The sequence below is a fragment of the Variovorax sp. JS1663 genome (genome assembly GCF_002157355.1).
Taxonomy (GTDB): domain Bacteria; phylum Pseudomonadota; class Gammaproteobacteria; order Burkholderiales; family Burkholderiaceae_C; genus Variovorax.
In genome coordinates this window covers 57,631-73,196 of sequence record NZ_LYMK01000018.1, presented here as the reverse complement: position 1 = coordinate 73,196, position 15,566 = coordinate 57,631, and the positions used below count along the sequence as shown (strand labels likewise).

The window sequence follows — 15,566 nt, the reverse complement described above, 5'->3', positions numbered from 1 at the left end:
AGCGAAGGCGGCGGCGGGCGCCGCTAACGCTCTTTGCGCAGGAACAGCCGCGAGATGGCCTGCGCCGTGTGCTCGCGCGCCGTGGCGTCGCCGGCATGCAGCTCGGCCATGGCGCCATGCAGCATCTTCTGCGTGAGCCCGCGTGACAGCGCCTCCAGCACCGCCTCCACCGGCTCGCCCTTGGCCAGCAGCTTGCGCGCGCGGGCCATTTCCAAGGCGCGCCACTCGTCGGCCTGCGCGTTGAGCTGCTGGATCAGCGGAACGCTGCCGCGCTGGTCCAGCCAGTGCATGAAGCTGCGCACGCCGGCGTCGATGATCACCTCGGCCTCGGCCACCGCCGCCTGGCGGTTGGCGTGGCCCTGCTGCACGACCTGCGCCAGGTCGTCCACGGTGTAGAGGTAGATGTCTTCCAGCGCCTTGACCTCGGGCTCGATGTCGCGCGGCACCGCCAGGTCGACCATGAACATCGGGCGGTGCTTGCGCAGCTTGAGTGCGCGCTCCACCGCGCCCAGCCCGATCAGCGGCAGCGTGCTGGCGGTGCAGCTGACCAAGATGTCGAACTCCGCCAGCCGCCCTGGCAACTCGGCCAGGCGCATCGCCTCGCCGCCGAAGCGGGACGCCAGCTTCTCGCCGCGCTCCAGCGTGCGGTTGGCGATGACGATCGAGCGCGGCTCCTTGGCTGCGAAATGCGTGACCGCGAGGTCAATCATCTCGCCGGCGCCGACGAAGAGCACGCGGGTCTGCTTCAGGTCCTCGAACAACTGGGCCGCCAGGCGCACCGCGGCGGCCGCCATGCTGATGGAGTGCGCGCCGATCTCGGTGGCGGTGCGCACTTCCTTGGCCACCGCGAAGGAACGCTGGAACAACTGGTTGAGCGTGCTGCCGAGCGAGCCGACGGTCTCGGCGGCGCGCACGGCGTCCTTCATCTGGCCGAGGATCTGGGCCTCGCCCAGCACCATGGAGTCGAGCCCGCTGGCGACGCGGAAGGCATGGCGCGCCGCCTTGTCATCGTGCAGTTGGTAGGCGTGGGAGCGCAGCAGGGCGGGGGCGACGCCGCCGCTCTCGGCCAGCCAGTCCAGCGTGTGGTCCAGGGCGGGACGGTCGGCCGCGCAATAGATCTCGGTGCGGTTGCAGGTCGAGATGATCGCGGCTTCCACATCGGGGTGGCGATGGGTGCCGAAGGAGCTGCGCAGGCTCTGGAGCGTCGGGCCGATCTGGTCGATGGCGAACGCGAAACGACCGCGCAGATCGAGCGGCGCGGTCGTGTGGTTCAAGCCAAGGGCCCAGACTGACATAACTCAGGATTATAAAATTTGCCGCCATCCCCGCTCTCCCCCTGTCGGATGACCCCTGGGTCCTACCCGCGCTTTTCATGTCCGCGCTCGATTTCCTGATCCACCTGCTCAACTTCGCGGCGCCGGCCTTCTTCGTCGCGCTCCTGCTGGCGCTGCTGTTCCGCCTTGCGATGAAAAGTCGCAGCGCGGTGGTCAGCCTCTGGAAGCAACTGGGCATCAACTTCCTGGCGGGGTTGGCCGTGCTGATGGCGGGGCTGGTCTATTTCGGGCGCGACGGGCGGATCGCCACCTATGCCGCGCTGGTGATCGTCTGCGGCACCGTGCAGTGGTGGCTGTTGCGTGGCTGGCGCAGTTGAAGGAGCGCGAGCCGAGCGCTTCAGACCGGCAGCGGTGAAGGCGGCGGAGGCGGCGGCACTGCGCCCTCCGCCTGCGACACCACCACCATCGGTACCGCCAGCGGCAGCCCGGCCTCCTTGAAGCTGTCCAGGATGGTGAACAGCAGGTCGCTGCGCACGCCGCCAGCCAGGCGCGGGCTCTGCACGAACGCGATCGCCTGCAGGATCAGCATGCCGTTCTCGATGCCCTCCAGCGACACCGAGGGGGCCGGCGCCGTCAGCACGCCTGCATGCTCGGTGCAGGCCGCCAGCATCAGGTCGCGCGCGCGCTTGGCGTCGGTCGACAGCGGCATCGGCAGCCGGATCAGCACGCGGCCCTCGGCATTGGCCAGGGTCATGTTGCGCACGGTCTTGGTGATGAATTCCGAGTTCGGCACGATCAGCGTGGAGCGGTCGGCCAGTTGGATCTCGGTCGCCCGTACGTTGATGCGGCGCACGTCGCCCTCGGTCGCGCCCAATACCACCCAGTCGCCCACCTTGACCGGCCGCTCGGCCAGCAGGATCAGACCCGAGATGAAGTTCTGTACGATCGCCTGCAGGCCGAAGCCGATGCCCACCGACAGCGCGCTCGCCACCCAGGCGATGCGCTCGATGCCGATGCCCAGCGCCGACAGGCCGATCGCGATCACCATGATGCCGCCCACGTAACCCAGCAGCGTGGTGATGGAGCTCTGCATGCCGGGTTCGAGCGCCGTCTGCGGCAGGTAGCGCGCCTCCAGCCATTTCTTGAACACGCGCAGCGTGACGAAGCCGACCGCCAGCACAGCGACCGCCGTGAAGATCGCGCCCGGCACCAGCTGGAACTCCCCGATCTTCAGGCCGGTGCCGAACTGGCCGCTGCGCTGGAACACCTCGCCCGGCCCGGTGCCCAGCGGCGTGGCCAGCGCGATCAGCATGTAGAAGAACAGGGCGACCCGAGCCAGGCCCGAGAGCACGACTGCCGCCTGGTCCAGGGTGCGCGGCACGAAGCCGAAGCTCTTCTGCAGCTTCTGGCCGAAGTTGCTCTTCGAGGACACCGTGGCCATGAACAGGTCGTCCGCGAATTTGAAGAGCAGGTAGAAGGCGGAGGCGACGATGCCGGTCCAGGTCAACTGATTGGCCAGGAAGCTGGCCAGGGCAACGTAGCCGAGGCCCACCAGGACCCAGATGACGACCACCGCCAGCGCGACCGCACTGAGCAGGAAGCTGATCCACAGCGGGCGCTCGGGCTCTGCCGGCGGCTGTGCAGTTTCCGTTGCGGCTGTCTCGGCGTGGGCGCCGCCGGCGGGCTCGTGCAGGCGCAGCAGCATGGTGCCGATCAGCGCCGTGAGCGCCAGCGCGGTCACCACGTGCGTCGCCACCACTGCGGCGAAGCTGGCGTCCACGATCGCGTTGACCTGGCTCGGCACCCACACCAGTACTGCGATCAGCGCCGTCAGCCAGGGGAAGGGCGCCAGCCGCCGGGCCATGCCGTCGGGGATGGGCGGCAGCCGCCACGAGGGTCGCCGGTTGGACAGCAGGGCGCGGCCCAGGGCCACCACGAAGGCGATGAAGATGATGGACTGCACCACCGCCTGGCCCAGCTTGCGGATCTGCGGCCCCCAGAGGCCGTGGCGGTCGAGCGTGGCGAACACGCCCTGCGCGGCCAGCGCGATCAGCAGCACGTTGACGGCCACCACCGCGATCACCAGCAGCGAGCGGCGCAGCCGGCCGGGCGGCAGCACGCGGGCGGCCAGCCGCACCAGGCCGTGTTCCGCGGCCCAGTTGCCCAGCAGTGCCAGCAGCAAGGCCGCGGCCAGGCTGAAGAGCACGGACGCCCGGTGCGCGGGTTCCTTCGCGGCATGGAAGCCGGCGACCAGCTCGTCGCGCAGGCTGGCCAGGCGGTCCAGGTCCTCGGGCCAGGCATCGGCGATGTCGAACCAGAACTGGCGGCCTAGCGGCGAGGGCGCGCGCTCGGTGAGCTGGGCCTCGAAGAGCTTGCGGCGCTTGGCGATCAGATCGCTGCCGCGCTGCTGCGCATCGACCGTGATCAGGCGCGCGAGGCGGATGTCGGCGTCGAGCGCATTGCGGTCCCTCTGCAGGGCAGCGCGCTGGCGCGTGATGTCCGGGTCTTCCGGCGCGGCGCCCGGGGGCGGCGGGTTGCCGAGCTCGCCCAGGCGGGCATTCAGATCGTTGAGCGGACCGGTGCGCGAGGCGACGAACTTGTCGGCCTGGGCGCCGATGGCGTTGATCTGCATGATCTGGTCGCGCACTTCCACGTTGGTGTCCACCGACGAGGGAATGCGATCGAGCCGGGCCCGCAGTTCGGCCACGGTCGGTTCGGTTGGGGCGTGGGTCGCGCTTCCCTGGGCGAAGGCGGCGCAGCCGAGGACGGCAGCCAGCAGCAGGGCCGCGAGACGGGGCATCCAGCTCACTGGAGTACCTTCGCCTGCGGCTGCGGTATTCGCCTTCGGAACGGCCGTGCGGCGCACTGGAGTACCTTCGCCTTCGGCTACGGAATTCGCCTTGGGAGCGGCCCTGCGTCTCATGACCCGATCATAGAAGGGCGCTGCCGCCGGCCGGCAGCGCGGATTCAGCCGCCCGGGCTGAAGCGGTCGACACGGTCGGTGACGATGCCGTCGGTGCCCAGCGCTTCCAGCCAGCGGGCCACCGATTCGTCGTTGACCGTGTAGCTCAGCGCGCGCAGGCCGGCCGCATGCACCTGGGCCACGGTCGTCGCATTCCACAGGGCGTAGTTGCAGACCACAGCCGTGCAGTCCAGGCGCAGGGCCGTATCGAGCCAGCCCTCCCGCAACGTGTCGAGCAACAGGCCGCGCGGCAGCGCCGGCTGGACGGCCTTCGCGCCTTCGAGCGCTTTGACCGAAAAGGAGGTGAGCACGGGCGGCGGCAGCGGTGCGTCATCCCACAGCCGCGCCGCCAGCTCGGCGACCACCTCGCCGGTATGGCGGTCCGCGCCGGGCGTGGGCTTGATCTCGATGTCGAGCAGATAGCGGTTGGCCAGGCAGAAGCGGACCAGCGCCTCCAGCGTCGGCAGCGGCTCGCCCGCGTATCTGCGCGAATGCCACGCCCCGGCATCGAGCTGACTCAGTGCGGCCCAGGCGTTTTCGCCCGCGATGCCCTGGCCGTTGCTGGTGCGCTCCAGGGTGGCGTCGTGCAGCAGGAAGGGCACGCCGTCGGCGCTGATCTTGGCGTCGCATTCGAACATGCGGTAGCCGTACGCGGCCCCCAGGCGGAAGGCCGCCAGCGTGTTCTCGGGTGCCAGCCGGCCGGCGCCGCGATGGGCGATCCAGAAAGGGTAGGGCCAGGGCTTCATGCTGCCCGCTTCCCCGAGCCGGCGTCGAACCAATGCAGCTTGTCCTGGCGCGCCGCGATCTTCACCGTGTCGCCGGCCACGGGGGCGGGCTGGCCCTCGTCGGCACGCACCACGAGCTGTTCGTCGCCGATGCGTCCATAGATCAGGCGCTCGGCGCCCAGCAGCTCGACGTATTCGACCTGCACCGTCCAGCCGTCGGTGTCGAGCGTGAGGTGCTCGGGACGGATTCCCAGGATCATGCCGGGCCGCACGCCGGGCGCGTGCTTGAGCAGGTTCATCGGCGGCGAGCCGATGAAGCCGGCGACGAAGGTGGTGGCGGGCCGCGCGTACACCTCCTCGGGCGTGCCGAACTGGTCCATCACGCCGGCGTTCATCACGATGATGCGCTGCGCCAGCGTCATGGCCTCGACCTGGTCGTGGGTGACGAAGAGCGAGGTGATGCCCAGCTCGCGGTGCAGCTTCTGGATCTCCAGCCGGGTTTGCGCGCGCAGCTTGGCGTCGAGGTTGGACAGCGGTTCGTCGAACAGGAAGACCTGCGGCTGGCGCACGATCGCGCGGCCCATGGCCACGCGCTGGCGCTGGCCGCCCGAGAGCTCGCGCGGCTTGCGCTCCAGCAGGTGGCCCAGCTCGAGGATCTTGGCGGCCTTGTCGACGCGGGCCTTGATCTCCTCCTTGGGGACCTTGGCGATCTTCAACCCGTAGGCCATGTTGTCGAAGTTCGTCATGTGCGGGTAGAGCGCGTAGTTCTGGAACACCATCGCGATGTCCCGCTGCGCCGGCTCGATGTCGTTGACCACGCGGTTGCCGATGGCAATCTCGCCTGCGCTGACTTCCTCCAGGCCCGCGACCATGCGCAGCAGCGTGGACTTGCCGCAGCCTGAAGGCCCGACGATGACGACGAACTCACCTGTCTCGATCTCGGCCGAGACGCCGTGGATCACCTGGTTGGCCTTGGGGCCCTTGCCGTAGCGCTTGATGACGTTGCGAAGGGAAATGGCAGACATGTTCTCTTGTTCTCGCGTTTACTTCTCTGTATCCACCAGGCCCTTGACGAACCAGCGCTGCATCAGCACCACCACGATGGCCGGCGGCACCAGCGCCAGGATGGCCGTGGCCATGACCAGGTTCCAGTCCACCGCGGCGTCGCCGGAGGCGATCATCCGCTTGATGCCGATCACCACCGGGTACATGTCCTCGCTGGTCGTGGCCAGCAGTGGCCACAGGTACTGGTTCCAGCCGTAGATGAACTGGATCACGAACAGCGCCGCGATGGAGGTCTGCGACAGCGGCACCAGGATGTCCTTGAAGAAGCGCATCGGTCCGGCACCGTCCATGCGTGCGGCCTCCACCAGTTCGTCCGGCACGCTCATGAAGAACTGCCGGAACAGAAAGGTGGCGGTGGCCGACGCGATCAGCGGCACAGTCAACCCGGCGTAGGTGTTGAGCATGTTCAAGTCGGCCAGCACCTTGTAGGTCGGCAGGATGCGCACCTCGACCGGCAGCATCAGTGTCACGAAAATCATCCAGAAGACGAGCTTCTTGAACGGGAAGCGGAAGTACACGATGGCGAAGGCCGACAGCAGCGAGATCGCGATCTTGCCGATGCTGATGACGAGCGCCGTCACCAGGCTGATCCACATCATGCGGCCCACCACGACGCGCGCGCCCTGGGTGTCGGCGCCCATCAGGGCCGCGGCGTAGTTCTCGACCATGTGGCCGCCCGGCACGAGCGGCATGGGCACCTGCAGGATGGCGTCGCGGGTATGGGTGGAGGCGACGAAGGCGAGGTAGATCGGGAAGGCCACGATGGCGATGCCCAGGATCAGCACCACGTGCGACAGGAGCGTGAGGCCGGGGCGGCGTTCAACCATGGCGGAGGCTCCAGGAAGCGGCGCAGGCGAGGGGTCGGAAAGCCATCAGTACTGCACCTTTTTCTCGACATAGCGGAACTGGATCACCGTCAGCGCGACGACGATCACCATCAGCACCACCGATTGCGCCGCCGAGCCGCCGAGGTCGAGGGCCTTGAAGCCGTCGTGCCAGACCTTGTAGACCAGGATCGCGGTGTCGCGGCCCGGGCCGCCTTCGGTGGTCGCGTGCACGATGGCGAAGGTGTCGAAGAAGGCGTAGACGATGTTGATCACCAGGAGGAAGAAGGTGGTGGGCGACAGCAGCGGGAACTGAATGGTGAAGAAGCGCCGCAGCGGCCCTGCGCCGTCGATGGCCGCGGCCTCGATCAGCGCCTTGGGAATGGACTGCAGGCCCGCCAGGAAGAAGAGGAAGTTGTAGGAAATCTGCTTCCACACGGCCGCCACCACGATCAGCGTGAGCGCCTGGTTGGAGTTGAGCAGGTGGTTCCAGTCCACGCCGATGTAGCGCAGGAAGTACGACACAACGCCGATGCTGGGCGAGAACATGAACACCCACAGCACGCCTGCAATGGCCGGCGCCACGGCGTAGGGAATGATCAGGAAGGTCTTGTAGACCAGGGCGCCCCGCAGGATGCGGTCGGCGAAGATGGCCAGCATCAGCGACAGCGCGATCCCGCTGCCGGCCACCAGCACCGAGAACAGCGCCGTGACCTTGAACGACTCGACGTAGGCGGGGTCATCGAACAGGGTCTGGAAGTTTTCGAGTCCGACGAAGACGGTGGAGGTGCCGAAGGCGTCCTCCGATTGCATCGACTGCAGGATCGCCTGGCTGGCGGGCCAGAAGAAGAACACCAGTATCACCACCATCTGCGGCGCGATCAGCAGCCAAGGCAACCAGCCCGACCGGAAAAGAACGCGTTTCTCCATATCCCTCCAAGCCCTCAAAAACGAAACGCCCGCCCCCGTCTTCGGTCAGGGCGGGCGTGCGAGTCTACTGCGGCCGTCACCTCACCGGCAGGTACCCTCCCCCGCTTGGCGGAGAGGGCAGGGTGGGGTGCCGTAAACGCCCGAAGGGCTGCGCAGGCGCGAGCCTGCGTCAGCCCTTGTTTGCTTTCTGGAAGCGCTCCAGTTGTTCGTCGCCGCGCTTCACTGCAGCGTCCAACGCTTCCTTGGGCGTCTTCTTGCCGTTCCAGATCTGCTCGGTCTCTTCGTCGATGATCGTGCGGATCTGGACGAAGTTGCCCAGGCGGATGCCGCGCGACTTGTCGGTGGTCTTGCGGATCATTTGCGTCACGGCCACGTCAGTGCCCGGGTTCTCCTTGTAGAAGCCCGACGCATCGGTCAGCTTGAATGCCGCGGTCGTGATCGGCAGGTAGCCGGTGCGCTTATGGCTGTCGGACTGCACCTTGGTGTCCGACAGGAAGGTGAAGAAGCTGGCCACGCCCTTGTAGTGGTCGGCCGGCTTGCCCGACATCACCCAGAGGCTGGCGCCGCCGATGACGGTGTTCTGCGGCGCGCCCTTCACGTCGGCGTAGACGGGCAGGGTGGAGATGCCGTACTTGAACTTGGCGTCCTTGGCCACGCGTGCGTACAGGCCCGAGGAGCCGGTCATCATCGCGCACTCGCCCGACGGGAAGGCGGCGTCGGGCGTATTGTTGCGGCCCTTGTAGACGAAGGTGCCGTCCTTGGCCATCTTGGCCAGGTTCTCGAAATGCTTGACGTGCAGCGGCGAGTTGAAGGCCAGGCGCGCCGCGGTGCCGCCGAAGCCGTTGTTCTGCGTCGCGTACAGCGTGTTGTGCCAGGCCGAAAAGCTCTCGAGCTGGGTCCAGCTCATCCAACTGGTGGTGAAAGGGCACTTGTGGCCGCTGGCCTTGAGCTTGTCGGCGGCGGCGATCACCTCGGGCCAGGTGGTCGGCGCCTTCTCGGGATCGAGGCCAGCCGCCCTGAAGGCGTCCTTGTTGTAATAGAAGATGGTCGTCGAGCTGTTGAAGGGGAAGCTCAGCATCTGGCCGTTGGGCGCGGTGTAGTAGCCGGCCACGGCTGGCACGTACACGCTGGGGTCGAACTTGGCGCCGCCCGAGCTCATCACTTCGCCCACCGGCTTGATGGCGGTCTTGGAGGCCATCATCGTGGCGGTGCCCACCTCGAACACCTGGAGGATGTCAGGCGCATTGCCGGCGCGGAAGGCGGCGATGGCAGCGGTCATCGACTCGTCGTACTGGCCCTTGTAGGTGGCGACGATCTTGTAGTCCTTCTGGCTGGCGTTGTATTGCTTCGCGAGGTCGTTGACCCATTCGCCGAGCGGGCCGCTCATGGAATGCCACCACTGGATTTCGGTCTGGGCCATCGCAGGGGCCGAGAGCGTTGCCGCCAGCGCCGATGCCACGGCGAACGTCTTGAATCGCATGAAGACTCCTAGGGAGAGAAACAAAAGCGCGGATGCTAGGCCGTACGTATGACACGGCCGCGTCACATTCTGTCGCACTCGGCGGATGCCTCTCCAGCCGGGGAAACCCTTTTCACACCCGGGACGCGCGGCCGACGGAAGCCGGTTGCTGCGCTGCACCATGCTAGCATCGCCCTCCCTTTTTCAGGTGTGCCGGGGCTTCCGCGACGCGTATGAGCAAGACCTCCCTCGACAAAAGCAAGATCAAGTTCCTTCTGCTCGAAGGCATCCATCCTTCGGCGGTCGAGGTCTTGCATGCCGCCGGCTATGCCAATGTGGAGGCGCTGTCCGGCGCCCTGCCCGAAGAGGAACTCCGGCAGCGCGTGGCCGACGTGCATTTCCTCGGCATCCGCTCCCGCACCCAGCTGACTGCCGAGGTCTTCGCCGCCGCGCAGAAGCTGGTGGCGGTCGGCGCCTTCTGCATCGGCACCAACCAGATCGACCTGGACGCCGCGCGCGAGCACGGCGTGGCCGTCTTCAATGCGCCTTACTCCAACACGCGCTCGGTTGCCGAACTGGTGCTGGCGGAGGCCATCCTGCTGCTGCGCGGCGTGCCGGAAAAAAGTGCGGTGGCCCATCGCGGCGGCTGGCTCAAGTCGGCCGAGAACGCCTTCGAGATCCGGGGCAAGACGCTGGGCATCGTGGGCTACGGCTCCATCGGCGCGCAGCTGTCGGTGCTGGCGGAGGCGCTGGGCATGCAGGTGGCCTTCTACGACGTGGTCACCAAGCTGCCGCTGGGGAACGCGCGCCAGGTGCGCACGCTCAACGAACTGCTGCTGCAAAGCGACATCGTGAGCCTGCATGTGCCCGAAACTGCCGCCACGCAATGGATGATCGGCGCCAAGGAGATCGCGGCCATGCGGCCCGGCTCGATCCTGATCAATGCCTCGCGCGGCACCGTGGTCGACATCGAGGCGCTGGCGCAGGCGCTGAAGCAGAAGAAGCTGCTGGGCGCCGCGATCGACGTGTTCCCGGTCGAACCGCGCAGCAACAAGGACGAATTCCAGTCGCCGCTGCGCGGGCTGGACAACGTGATCCTCACCCCGCATATCGGCGGCTCCACCATGGAGGCGCAGGCCAACATCGGGCTGGAGGTGGCGGAGAAGCTGGTCAAGTACAGCGACAACGGCACCTCGACCTCCTCGGTCAACTTTCCCGAGGTGGCGTTGCCGGCGCACCCGGGCAAGCACCGCCTGCTGCACATCCACCGCAATGTGCCGGGCGTGCTGTCGGAGATCAACCGCGTGTTCGCCGACAACGGCATCAACATCGCCTCGCAGTACCTGCAGACCAACGAGAACGTGGGCTACGTGGTGACGGACATCGATGCCGCCTACTCCGACCTCGCGCTCGAGAAGCTGGCCCAGGTGCCGGGCACGATCCGCAGCCGGGTGCTCTTCTAGGCGACCCGGCGCGCGGGCCGGGCCTGACTTAAAATTCCTGGCCCTGGTTCAGGGGCGCGCAGCGCCCGACCGAGGCCCACTCCCCGATGAATGCACCGACCGCGTTGACGGCGTTGTTGTCGCAGGCCGCAGAGCCCGCGCGATTGCGTGAGATCCCCTACAACTACACCAGCTTCTCCGATCGCGAGATCGTGATCCGCCTGCTGGGCGAGCGCGGCTGGGAGCTGCTGCAGACCCTGCGCGCCGAGCGCCGCACCGGCCGCTCCGCCCGCATGCTCTACGAGGTGCTGGGCGACATCTGGGTGGTGCAGCGCAATCCCTACTTGGTCGACGACCTGCTGGACAACCCGCGCCGCCGCGGGCAGCTGGTGGAGGCGCTCAACCACCGCCTGTCGGAAGTGCAGAAGCGACGCACGCCCGATGCGGCCGCGCAGCGCGACGCGCTGGTCGGCGAGCTCACGGGCCTGGTGGCGCAGGCGGTGCAGGCCTTCGATGCGATGTTCCGCCAGGTGGCCTCGCTGCGGCGCCAAACCACCCGCACACTCGGCCGGCTCACGGCGCGTGACAACATCAAGTTCGACGGGCTGTCGCGGGTCTCCCATGTCACGGACGCCACCGACTGGCGGGTCGAATACCCCTTCGTGGTGCTGACGCCCGACTCCGAGGCCGAGATGGCCGCGCTGGTCAAGGGCTGCATCGAGCTCGGGCTCACCATCATTCCGCGCGGCGGCGGCACCGGCTACACGGGCGGCGCGATTCCGCTGACGTGGAACAGCGCCGTCATCAACACCGAAAAGCTGGAGGCCATGACCGAGGTCGAGATGGTTCCGTTGCCCGGCATCGACCATCCCGTGCCGACCGTCTGGACCGAGGCCGGCGTGGTGACCCAGCGCGTGGCCGACGCGGCCGAGCGCGCGGGCTTCGTGTTCGCGGTCGACCCCACGTCGGCCGAGGCCTCCTGCGTCGGCGGCAACGTCGCGATGAACGCCGGTGGCAAGAAGGCGGTGCTGTGGGGCACGGCGCTCGACAATCTGGCCTCCTGGCGCATGGTGACGCCCGATGCCGAGTGGCTGGAAGTGAGCCGCATCGGCCACAACCTGGGCAAGATCCACGACGCGGAGAGCGCGGTGTTCGAGCTGCAGTACTTCGCGGCCGACGGTCGGACGAAACTGCGCAGCGAGCGGCTCGAGATCCCCGGCAAGACCTTCCGCAAGGAGGGGCTCGGCAAGGACGTGACCGACAAGTTCCTCTCCGGCCTGCCGGGCATCCAGAAGGAGGGCTGCGACGGCCTCATCACCAGCTGCCGCTGGGTGGTCCACCGCATGCCCGCGCACACCCGCACCGTGTGCCTGGAGTTCTTCGGCAACGCCAAGGATGCGGTGCCCAGCATCGTCGAGATCAAGGACTTCATGTTCGCCGAACAGAAGCGCTCGGGCGTTCTGCTGGCCGGCCTCGAGCACCTGGACGATCGCTACCTCAAGGCGGTCGGCTACGCGACCAAGTCGAAGACGCACGGCGGCCTGCCCAAGATGGTGCTGATCGGCGACATCGCCGGCGACGATGCCGACGCGGTGGCGCGCGTGACCTCCGAGGTCGTGCGCCTCGCCAATTCGCGCAGCGGCGAGGGCTTCATCGCCATCAGCCCCGAGGCGCGCAAGAAGTTCTGGCTGGACCGCAAGCGCACGGCAGCCATCAGCCGCCACACCAACGCCTTCAAGATCAACGAGGACGTGGTGATCCCGCTTCCGCGCATGGCCGACTACACCGACGGCATCGAGCGCATCAACATCGAGCTGTCGCTGCAGAACAAGCTGGCGCTGGCGGACGAGCTGGAGGCATTCTTCCTGCGCGGACACCTGCCGCTCGGCAAGAGCGACGATGCCAGCGAGCTGTCCTCGGCCGAGCTGCTGGAAGACCGCGTGGCGCAGGCGGTGGCGCTGGTGCGCGAGGTGCGCGCCCTCTGGCAGGGGTGGCTGTCGCAGATCGACACCCTGTTCCCGCAACTGCAGGACCATTCGCTGCGTGCGAGCTGGAAGACGCAGATCCGCGCGCCCCTGGCCGCCATCTTCACCGGGGCGGAGTTCGCGCCCATCCTGGAAGAATGCAATGCGATCCACCAGCGCGTGCTCACGGGCCGGGTCTGGGTGGCGCTGCACATGCATGCGGGCGACGGCAATGTCCACACCAACATCCCGGTCAACAGCGACAACTACGAGATGCTGCAGACCGCGCATGCCGCGGTGGCCCGCATCATGGTGCTGGCGCGCAGCCTGGACGGCGTGATCTCCGGCGAGCACGGCATCGGCATCACCAAGCTGGAGTTCCTGTCGGATGACGAGCTGCAGCCCTTTGCCGACTACAAGCAGCGCGTCGACCCGGAGGGGCGCTTCAACAAGGGCAAGCTGCTGCGGCCCTCGCTGCATGCCGGCCCCGGGCTCTATGCCGACCTGACCAACGCCTACACGCCCAGCTTCGGCCTGATGGGCCACGAGTCGCTGATCATGCAGCAGAGCGACATCGGCGCCATCGCCGACAGCGTGAAGGACTGCCTGCGCTGCGGCAAGTGCAAGCCGGTGTGCGCGACACACGTGCCGCGCGCCAACCTGCTCTATTCGCCGCGCAACAAGATCCTTGCGACCTCGTTGCTGGTCGAGGCCTTCCTCTACGAGGAGCAGACCCGGCGCGGCGTCAGCATCAAGCACTGGGAGGAGTTCGAGGACGTGGCCGACCACTGCACGGTCTGCCACAAGTGCGTGACGCCCTGCCCGGTGAACATCGACTTCGGCGACGTGTCGATGAACATGCGCAACCTGCTGCGCAAGATGGGCCAGAAGTCCTTCCGGCCTGGCAACGCGGCGGCGATGCTGTTCCTGAACGCCACCAATCCGCAGACCATCAAGGCCATGCGCACCGGCATGGTGGATATCGGCTTCAAGGCTCAGCGCCTGGCCAACGACCTGCTGCGCGGCCTGGCGAAGAAGCAGACGGCGGCGCCGCCGGCGACGCTGGGTGCCGCCCCGATCAAGGAGCAGGTGATCCACTTCATCAACAAGAAGATGCCGGGCGGCCTGCCCAACAAGACTGCGCGTGCGCTGCTGGACATCGAGGATGCCGACTACGTGCCGATCATCCGCGACCCAAAGGCCACGACGCCGGAGACGGAAGCCGTGTTCTACTTCCCGGGCTGCGGCTCGGAGCGCCTGTTCTCGCAGGTGGGACTGGCCACGCAGGCGATGCTCTGGCATGCGGGCGTGCAGACCGTGCTGCCGCCGGGTTATCTGTGCTGCGGCTATCCGCAGCGCGGCAGCGGCCAGTACGACCGCGCAGAGAAGATGATCACCGACAACCGCGTTCTCTTCCATCGCGTCGCCAACACGCTGAACTACCTGGACATCAAGACCGTGGTGGTCAGCTGCGGCACCTGCTACGACCAGTTGCAGGGGTACCAGTTCGAGAAGATCTTTCCGGGCTGCCGGATCATCGACATCCACGAATACCTGCTGGAGAAGGGCATCACGCTGGGCGATGCAGGCGGCGGTGCCTACCTGTACCACGACCCCTGCCACAGCCCTATGAAGCTGCAGGAGCCGATGAAGACGGTGAAGGCCCTGGTGGGCGAGAGCGTGCTCAAGAACGACCGCTGCTGCGGTGAGTCCGGCACCCTGGGCGTGACCCGGCCCGACATCTCCACCCAGATCCGCTTCCGCAAGGAGGAGGAACTGCGCAAGGGCGAGGCCGCGCTGCGCGCGAGCGGCGCCGTGGGCGCGAAGGACAACGTCAAGATCCTCACCAGCTGCCCGAGCTGCCTGCAGGGCCTGAGCCGCTACGGTGGCGACCTGCAGAGCGGCCTGCTGGAAGCCGACTACATCGTGGTCGAGATGGCCCGAAAGATCCTCGGCGAGGACTGGATGCCCGACTACGTGGCGGCTGCCAACCAGGGCGGCATCGAGCGGGTGCTGGTATGACGGCGGCGCTTCGTGTTGCGGGCTGCCCGCTGTGCGACCAGCCCGGCGGGCGGCTGATCTTCGAGGCGGCGAAGTTCCGCGTCATCCATGCTGACGAGGCGGGCGTTCCGGCCTTCTACCGCGTGGTGTGGAAAGACCACGTTGCCGAGTGGTCCGACCTGGCGCCCGAGGATCGTGCAACGTGCATGGAGGCGGTGCTAGCCGTGGAGCGCAGCCTGCGCGATGGGCTCGCCCCGACGAAGATGAACGTCGCCGCGCTCGGCAACGCGGTGCCGCATCTGCATTGGCACGTGATCGCGCGCTTCGATTGGGATCCGCGCTTTCCTGGCTCGGTGTGGGCAGAGGTCCTGCGCGAACGCGATCCGGCGCGCGAGGCCACAATCGAGAGGTTGCTGCCGGTCGTCGAGCGGCAGATGATCCAGCAATTGGCGACGAGGAGTTCCTGATGGCAGGTTTACAGGCGGGCGCACCCACGCCCCAGTCGATCACCGTGCACGGCCAGTCGCGCGTACTGGAGGTGAGCTTTTCCGATGGCGCCAGCTTCCGCATCCCCTTCGAGCTGATGCGCATCTACTCGCCTTCGGCGGAGGTGCAGGGCCATGGGCCAGGCCAGGAAGTGCTGCAGACCGGCAAGCGCAACGTCGGCCTGCTGGACCTGCAGCCCGTCGGCAACTACGCGGTCCAGCCCAGCTTCTCCGATGGCCACGACACCGGCATCTATTCGTGGGACCTGTTGTACGAGCTCGGCGCGAAGCAGCAGGAGCTCTGGGACGAGTACGAACGGCGCCTCGCCGCCGCCGGTGTCGATCGTGATGCACCGATGCCCGCAAAGGGCGGCCACGCCTGCGGCAGCCACTGAAATCCGCCACTGCGCCGAAGCAACGAATGCCCGCCGTACT

General features: G+C 67.3%; 12 protein-coding genes. 5 read left to right on the top strand and 7 right to left on the bottom strand.

The window, feature by feature from the left end:
• Window positions 1-23 precede the first annotated feature (23 nt).
• Window positions 24-1,295 (bottom strand): glutamyl-tRNA reductase, encoded by a 1,272-nt coding sequence (gene hemA / locus A8M77_RS16750; protein ID WP_086922644.1) that lies wholly within the window; start codon window positions 1,293-1,295, stop codon window positions 24-26.
• Between the two features lie 77 nt (window positions 1,296-1,372).
• On the opposite strand from hemA, the gene A8M77_RS16745 reads away from it, so the two are divergent.
• Window positions 1,373-1,651 carry a hypothetical protein gene (locus A8M77_RS16745; protein ID WP_086922643.1) on the top strand — a complete coding sequence of 93 codons (279 nt, stop codon included), beginning with the start codon at window positions 1,373-1,375 and terminating at the stop codon, window positions 1,649-1,651.
• A 20-nt stretch (window positions 1,652-1,671) separates the two neighbouring features.
• On the opposite strand, the gene A8M77_RS16740 is transcribed toward A8M77_RS16745, so the two are convergent.
• From A8M77_RS16740 to ugpB, 6 genes are all read right to left on the bottom strand, one after another.
• A complete protein-coding gene (locus tag A8M77_RS16740; RefSeq protein ID WP_086922642.1) occupies window positions 1,672-4,074 on the bottom strand; it encodes a DUF3772 domain-containing protein in 2,403 nt (800 codons plus the stop codon).
• Between the two features lie 167 nt (window positions 4,075-4,241).
• On the bottom strand, window positions 4,242-4,982 hold the full coding sequence (gene ugpQ, locus A8M77_RS16735) for a glycerophosphodiester phosphodiesterase (RefSeq protein ID WP_086922641.1): 741 nt from the start codon (window positions 4,980-4,982) through the stop codon (window positions 4,242-4,244).
• Entirely contained in the window at window positions 4,979-5,986 is a 1,008-nt protein-coding gene (gene ugpC, locus A8M77_RS16730) for a sn-glycerol-3-phosphate ABC transporter ATP-binding protein UgpC (protein WP_086922640.1), read from the bottom strand. Before ugpC ends, ugpQ begins: the two co-directional genes overlap by 4 nt.
• A gap of 18 nt (window positions 5,987-6,004) precedes the next feature.
• Window positions 6,005-6,853, bottom strand: coding sequence for a sn-glycerol-3-phosphate ABC transporter permease UgpE (gene ugpE / locus A8M77_RS16725; protein ID WP_086922639.1), 849 nt, complete (start codon window positions 6,851-6,853; stop codon window positions 6,005-6,007).
• A gap of 45 nt (window positions 6,854-6,898) precedes the next feature.
• Window positions 6,899-7,780 (bottom strand): sn-glycerol-3-phosphate ABC transporter permease UgpA, encoded by an 882-nt coding sequence (gene ugpA / locus A8M77_RS16720; protein ID WP_086922638.1) that lies wholly within the window; start codon window positions 7,778-7,780, stop codon window positions 6,899-6,901.
• A gap of 169 nt (window positions 7,781-7,949) precedes the next feature.
• On the bottom strand, window positions 7,950-9,260 hold the full coding sequence (gene ugpB, locus A8M77_RS16715; protein ID WP_086922637.1) for a sn-glycerol-3-phosphate ABC transporter substrate-binding protein UgpB: 1,311 nt from the start codon (window positions 9,258-9,260) through the stop codon (window positions 7,950-7,952).
• A 212-nt stretch (window positions 9,261-9,472) separates the two neighbouring features.
• Between ugpB and serA the strand changes: the two genes are divergently transcribed.
• The 4 genes from serA to A8M77_RS16695 all read left to right on the top strand — a co-directional run bounded on the left by serA (window position 9,473) and on the right by A8M77_RS16695 (window position 15,526).
• Window positions 9,473-10,702, top strand: a complete 1,230-nt coding sequence (gene serA / locus A8M77_RS16710) for a phosphoglycerate dehydrogenase (protein WP_086922636.1) — start codon at window positions 9,473-9,475, stop codon at window positions 10,700-10,702.
• Window positions 10,703-10,788: 86 nt separating this feature from the next.
• Window positions 10,789-14,667, top strand: coding sequence for a DUF3683 domain-containing protein (locus tag A8M77_RS16705; RefSeq protein WP_086922635.1), 3,879 nt, complete (start codon window positions 10,789-10,791; stop codon window positions 14,665-14,667).
• Window positions 14,664-15,113, top strand: coding sequence for an HIT family protein (locus A8M77_RS16700; RefSeq protein ID WP_086922634.1), 450 nt, complete (start codon window positions 14,664-14,666; stop codon window positions 15,111-15,113). The genes A8M77_RS16705 and A8M77_RS16700 overlap by 4 nt, the downstream gene beginning before the upstream one ends.
• Window positions 15,113-15,526 carry a gamma-butyrobetaine hydroxylase-like domain-containing protein gene (locus A8M77_RS16695; protein WP_086922633.1) on the top strand — a complete coding sequence of 138 codons (414 nt, stop codon included), beginning with the start codon at window positions 15,113-15,115 and terminating at the stop codon, window positions 15,524-15,526. Before A8M77_RS16700 ends, A8M77_RS16695 begins: the two co-directional genes overlap by 1 nt.
• The last annotated feature ends 40 nt before the right edge of the window (window positions 15,527-15,566 follow it).

Coding starts and splice junctions, on each gene's coding strand:
- hemA (WP_086922644.1), bottom strand. CDS start 1,295: ATGTCAGTCTGGGCCCTTGGCTTGAACCACACGACCGCGCCGCTCGAT.
- A8M77_RS16745 (WP_086922643.1), top strand. CDS start 1,373: ATGTCCGCGCTCGATTTCCTGATCCACCTGCTCAACTTCGCGGCGCCG.
- A8M77_RS16740 (WP_086922642.1), bottom strand. CDS start 4,074: ATGCCCCGTCTCGCGGCCCTGCTGCTGGCTGCCGTCCTCGGCTGCGCC.
- ugpQ (WP_086922641.1), bottom strand. CDS start 4,982: ATGAAGCCCTGGCCCTACCCTTTCTGGATCGCCCATCGCGGCGCCGGC.
- ugpC (WP_086922640.1), bottom strand. CDS start 5,986: ATGTCTGCCATTTCCCTTCGCAACGTCATCAAGCGCTACGGCAAGGGC.
- ugpE (WP_086922639.1), bottom strand. CDS start 6,853: ATGGTTGAACGCCGCCCCGGCCTCACGCTCCTGTCGCACGTGGTGCTG.
- ugpA (WP_086922638.1), bottom strand. CDS start 7,780: ATGGAGAAACGCGTTCTTTTCCGGTCGGGCTGGTTGCCTTGGCTGCTG.
- ugpB (WP_086922637.1), bottom strand. CDS start 9,260: ATGCGATTCAAGACGTTCGCCGTGGCATCGGCGCTGGCGGCAACGCTC.
- serA (WP_086922636.1), top strand. CDS start 9,473: ATGAGCAAGACCTCCCTCGACAAAAGCAAGATCAAGTTCCTTCTGCTC.
- A8M77_RS16705 (WP_086922635.1), top strand. CDS start 10,789: ATGAATGCACCGACCGCGTTGACGGCGTTGTTGTCGCAGGCCGCAGAG.
- A8M77_RS16700 (WP_086922634.1), top strand. CDS start 14,664: ATGACGGCGGCGCTTCGTGTTGCGGGCTGCCCGCTGTGCGACCAGCCC.
- A8M77_RS16695 (WP_086922633.1), top strand. CDS start 15,113: ATGGCAGGTTTACAGGCGGGCGCACCCACGCCCCAGTCGATCACCGTG.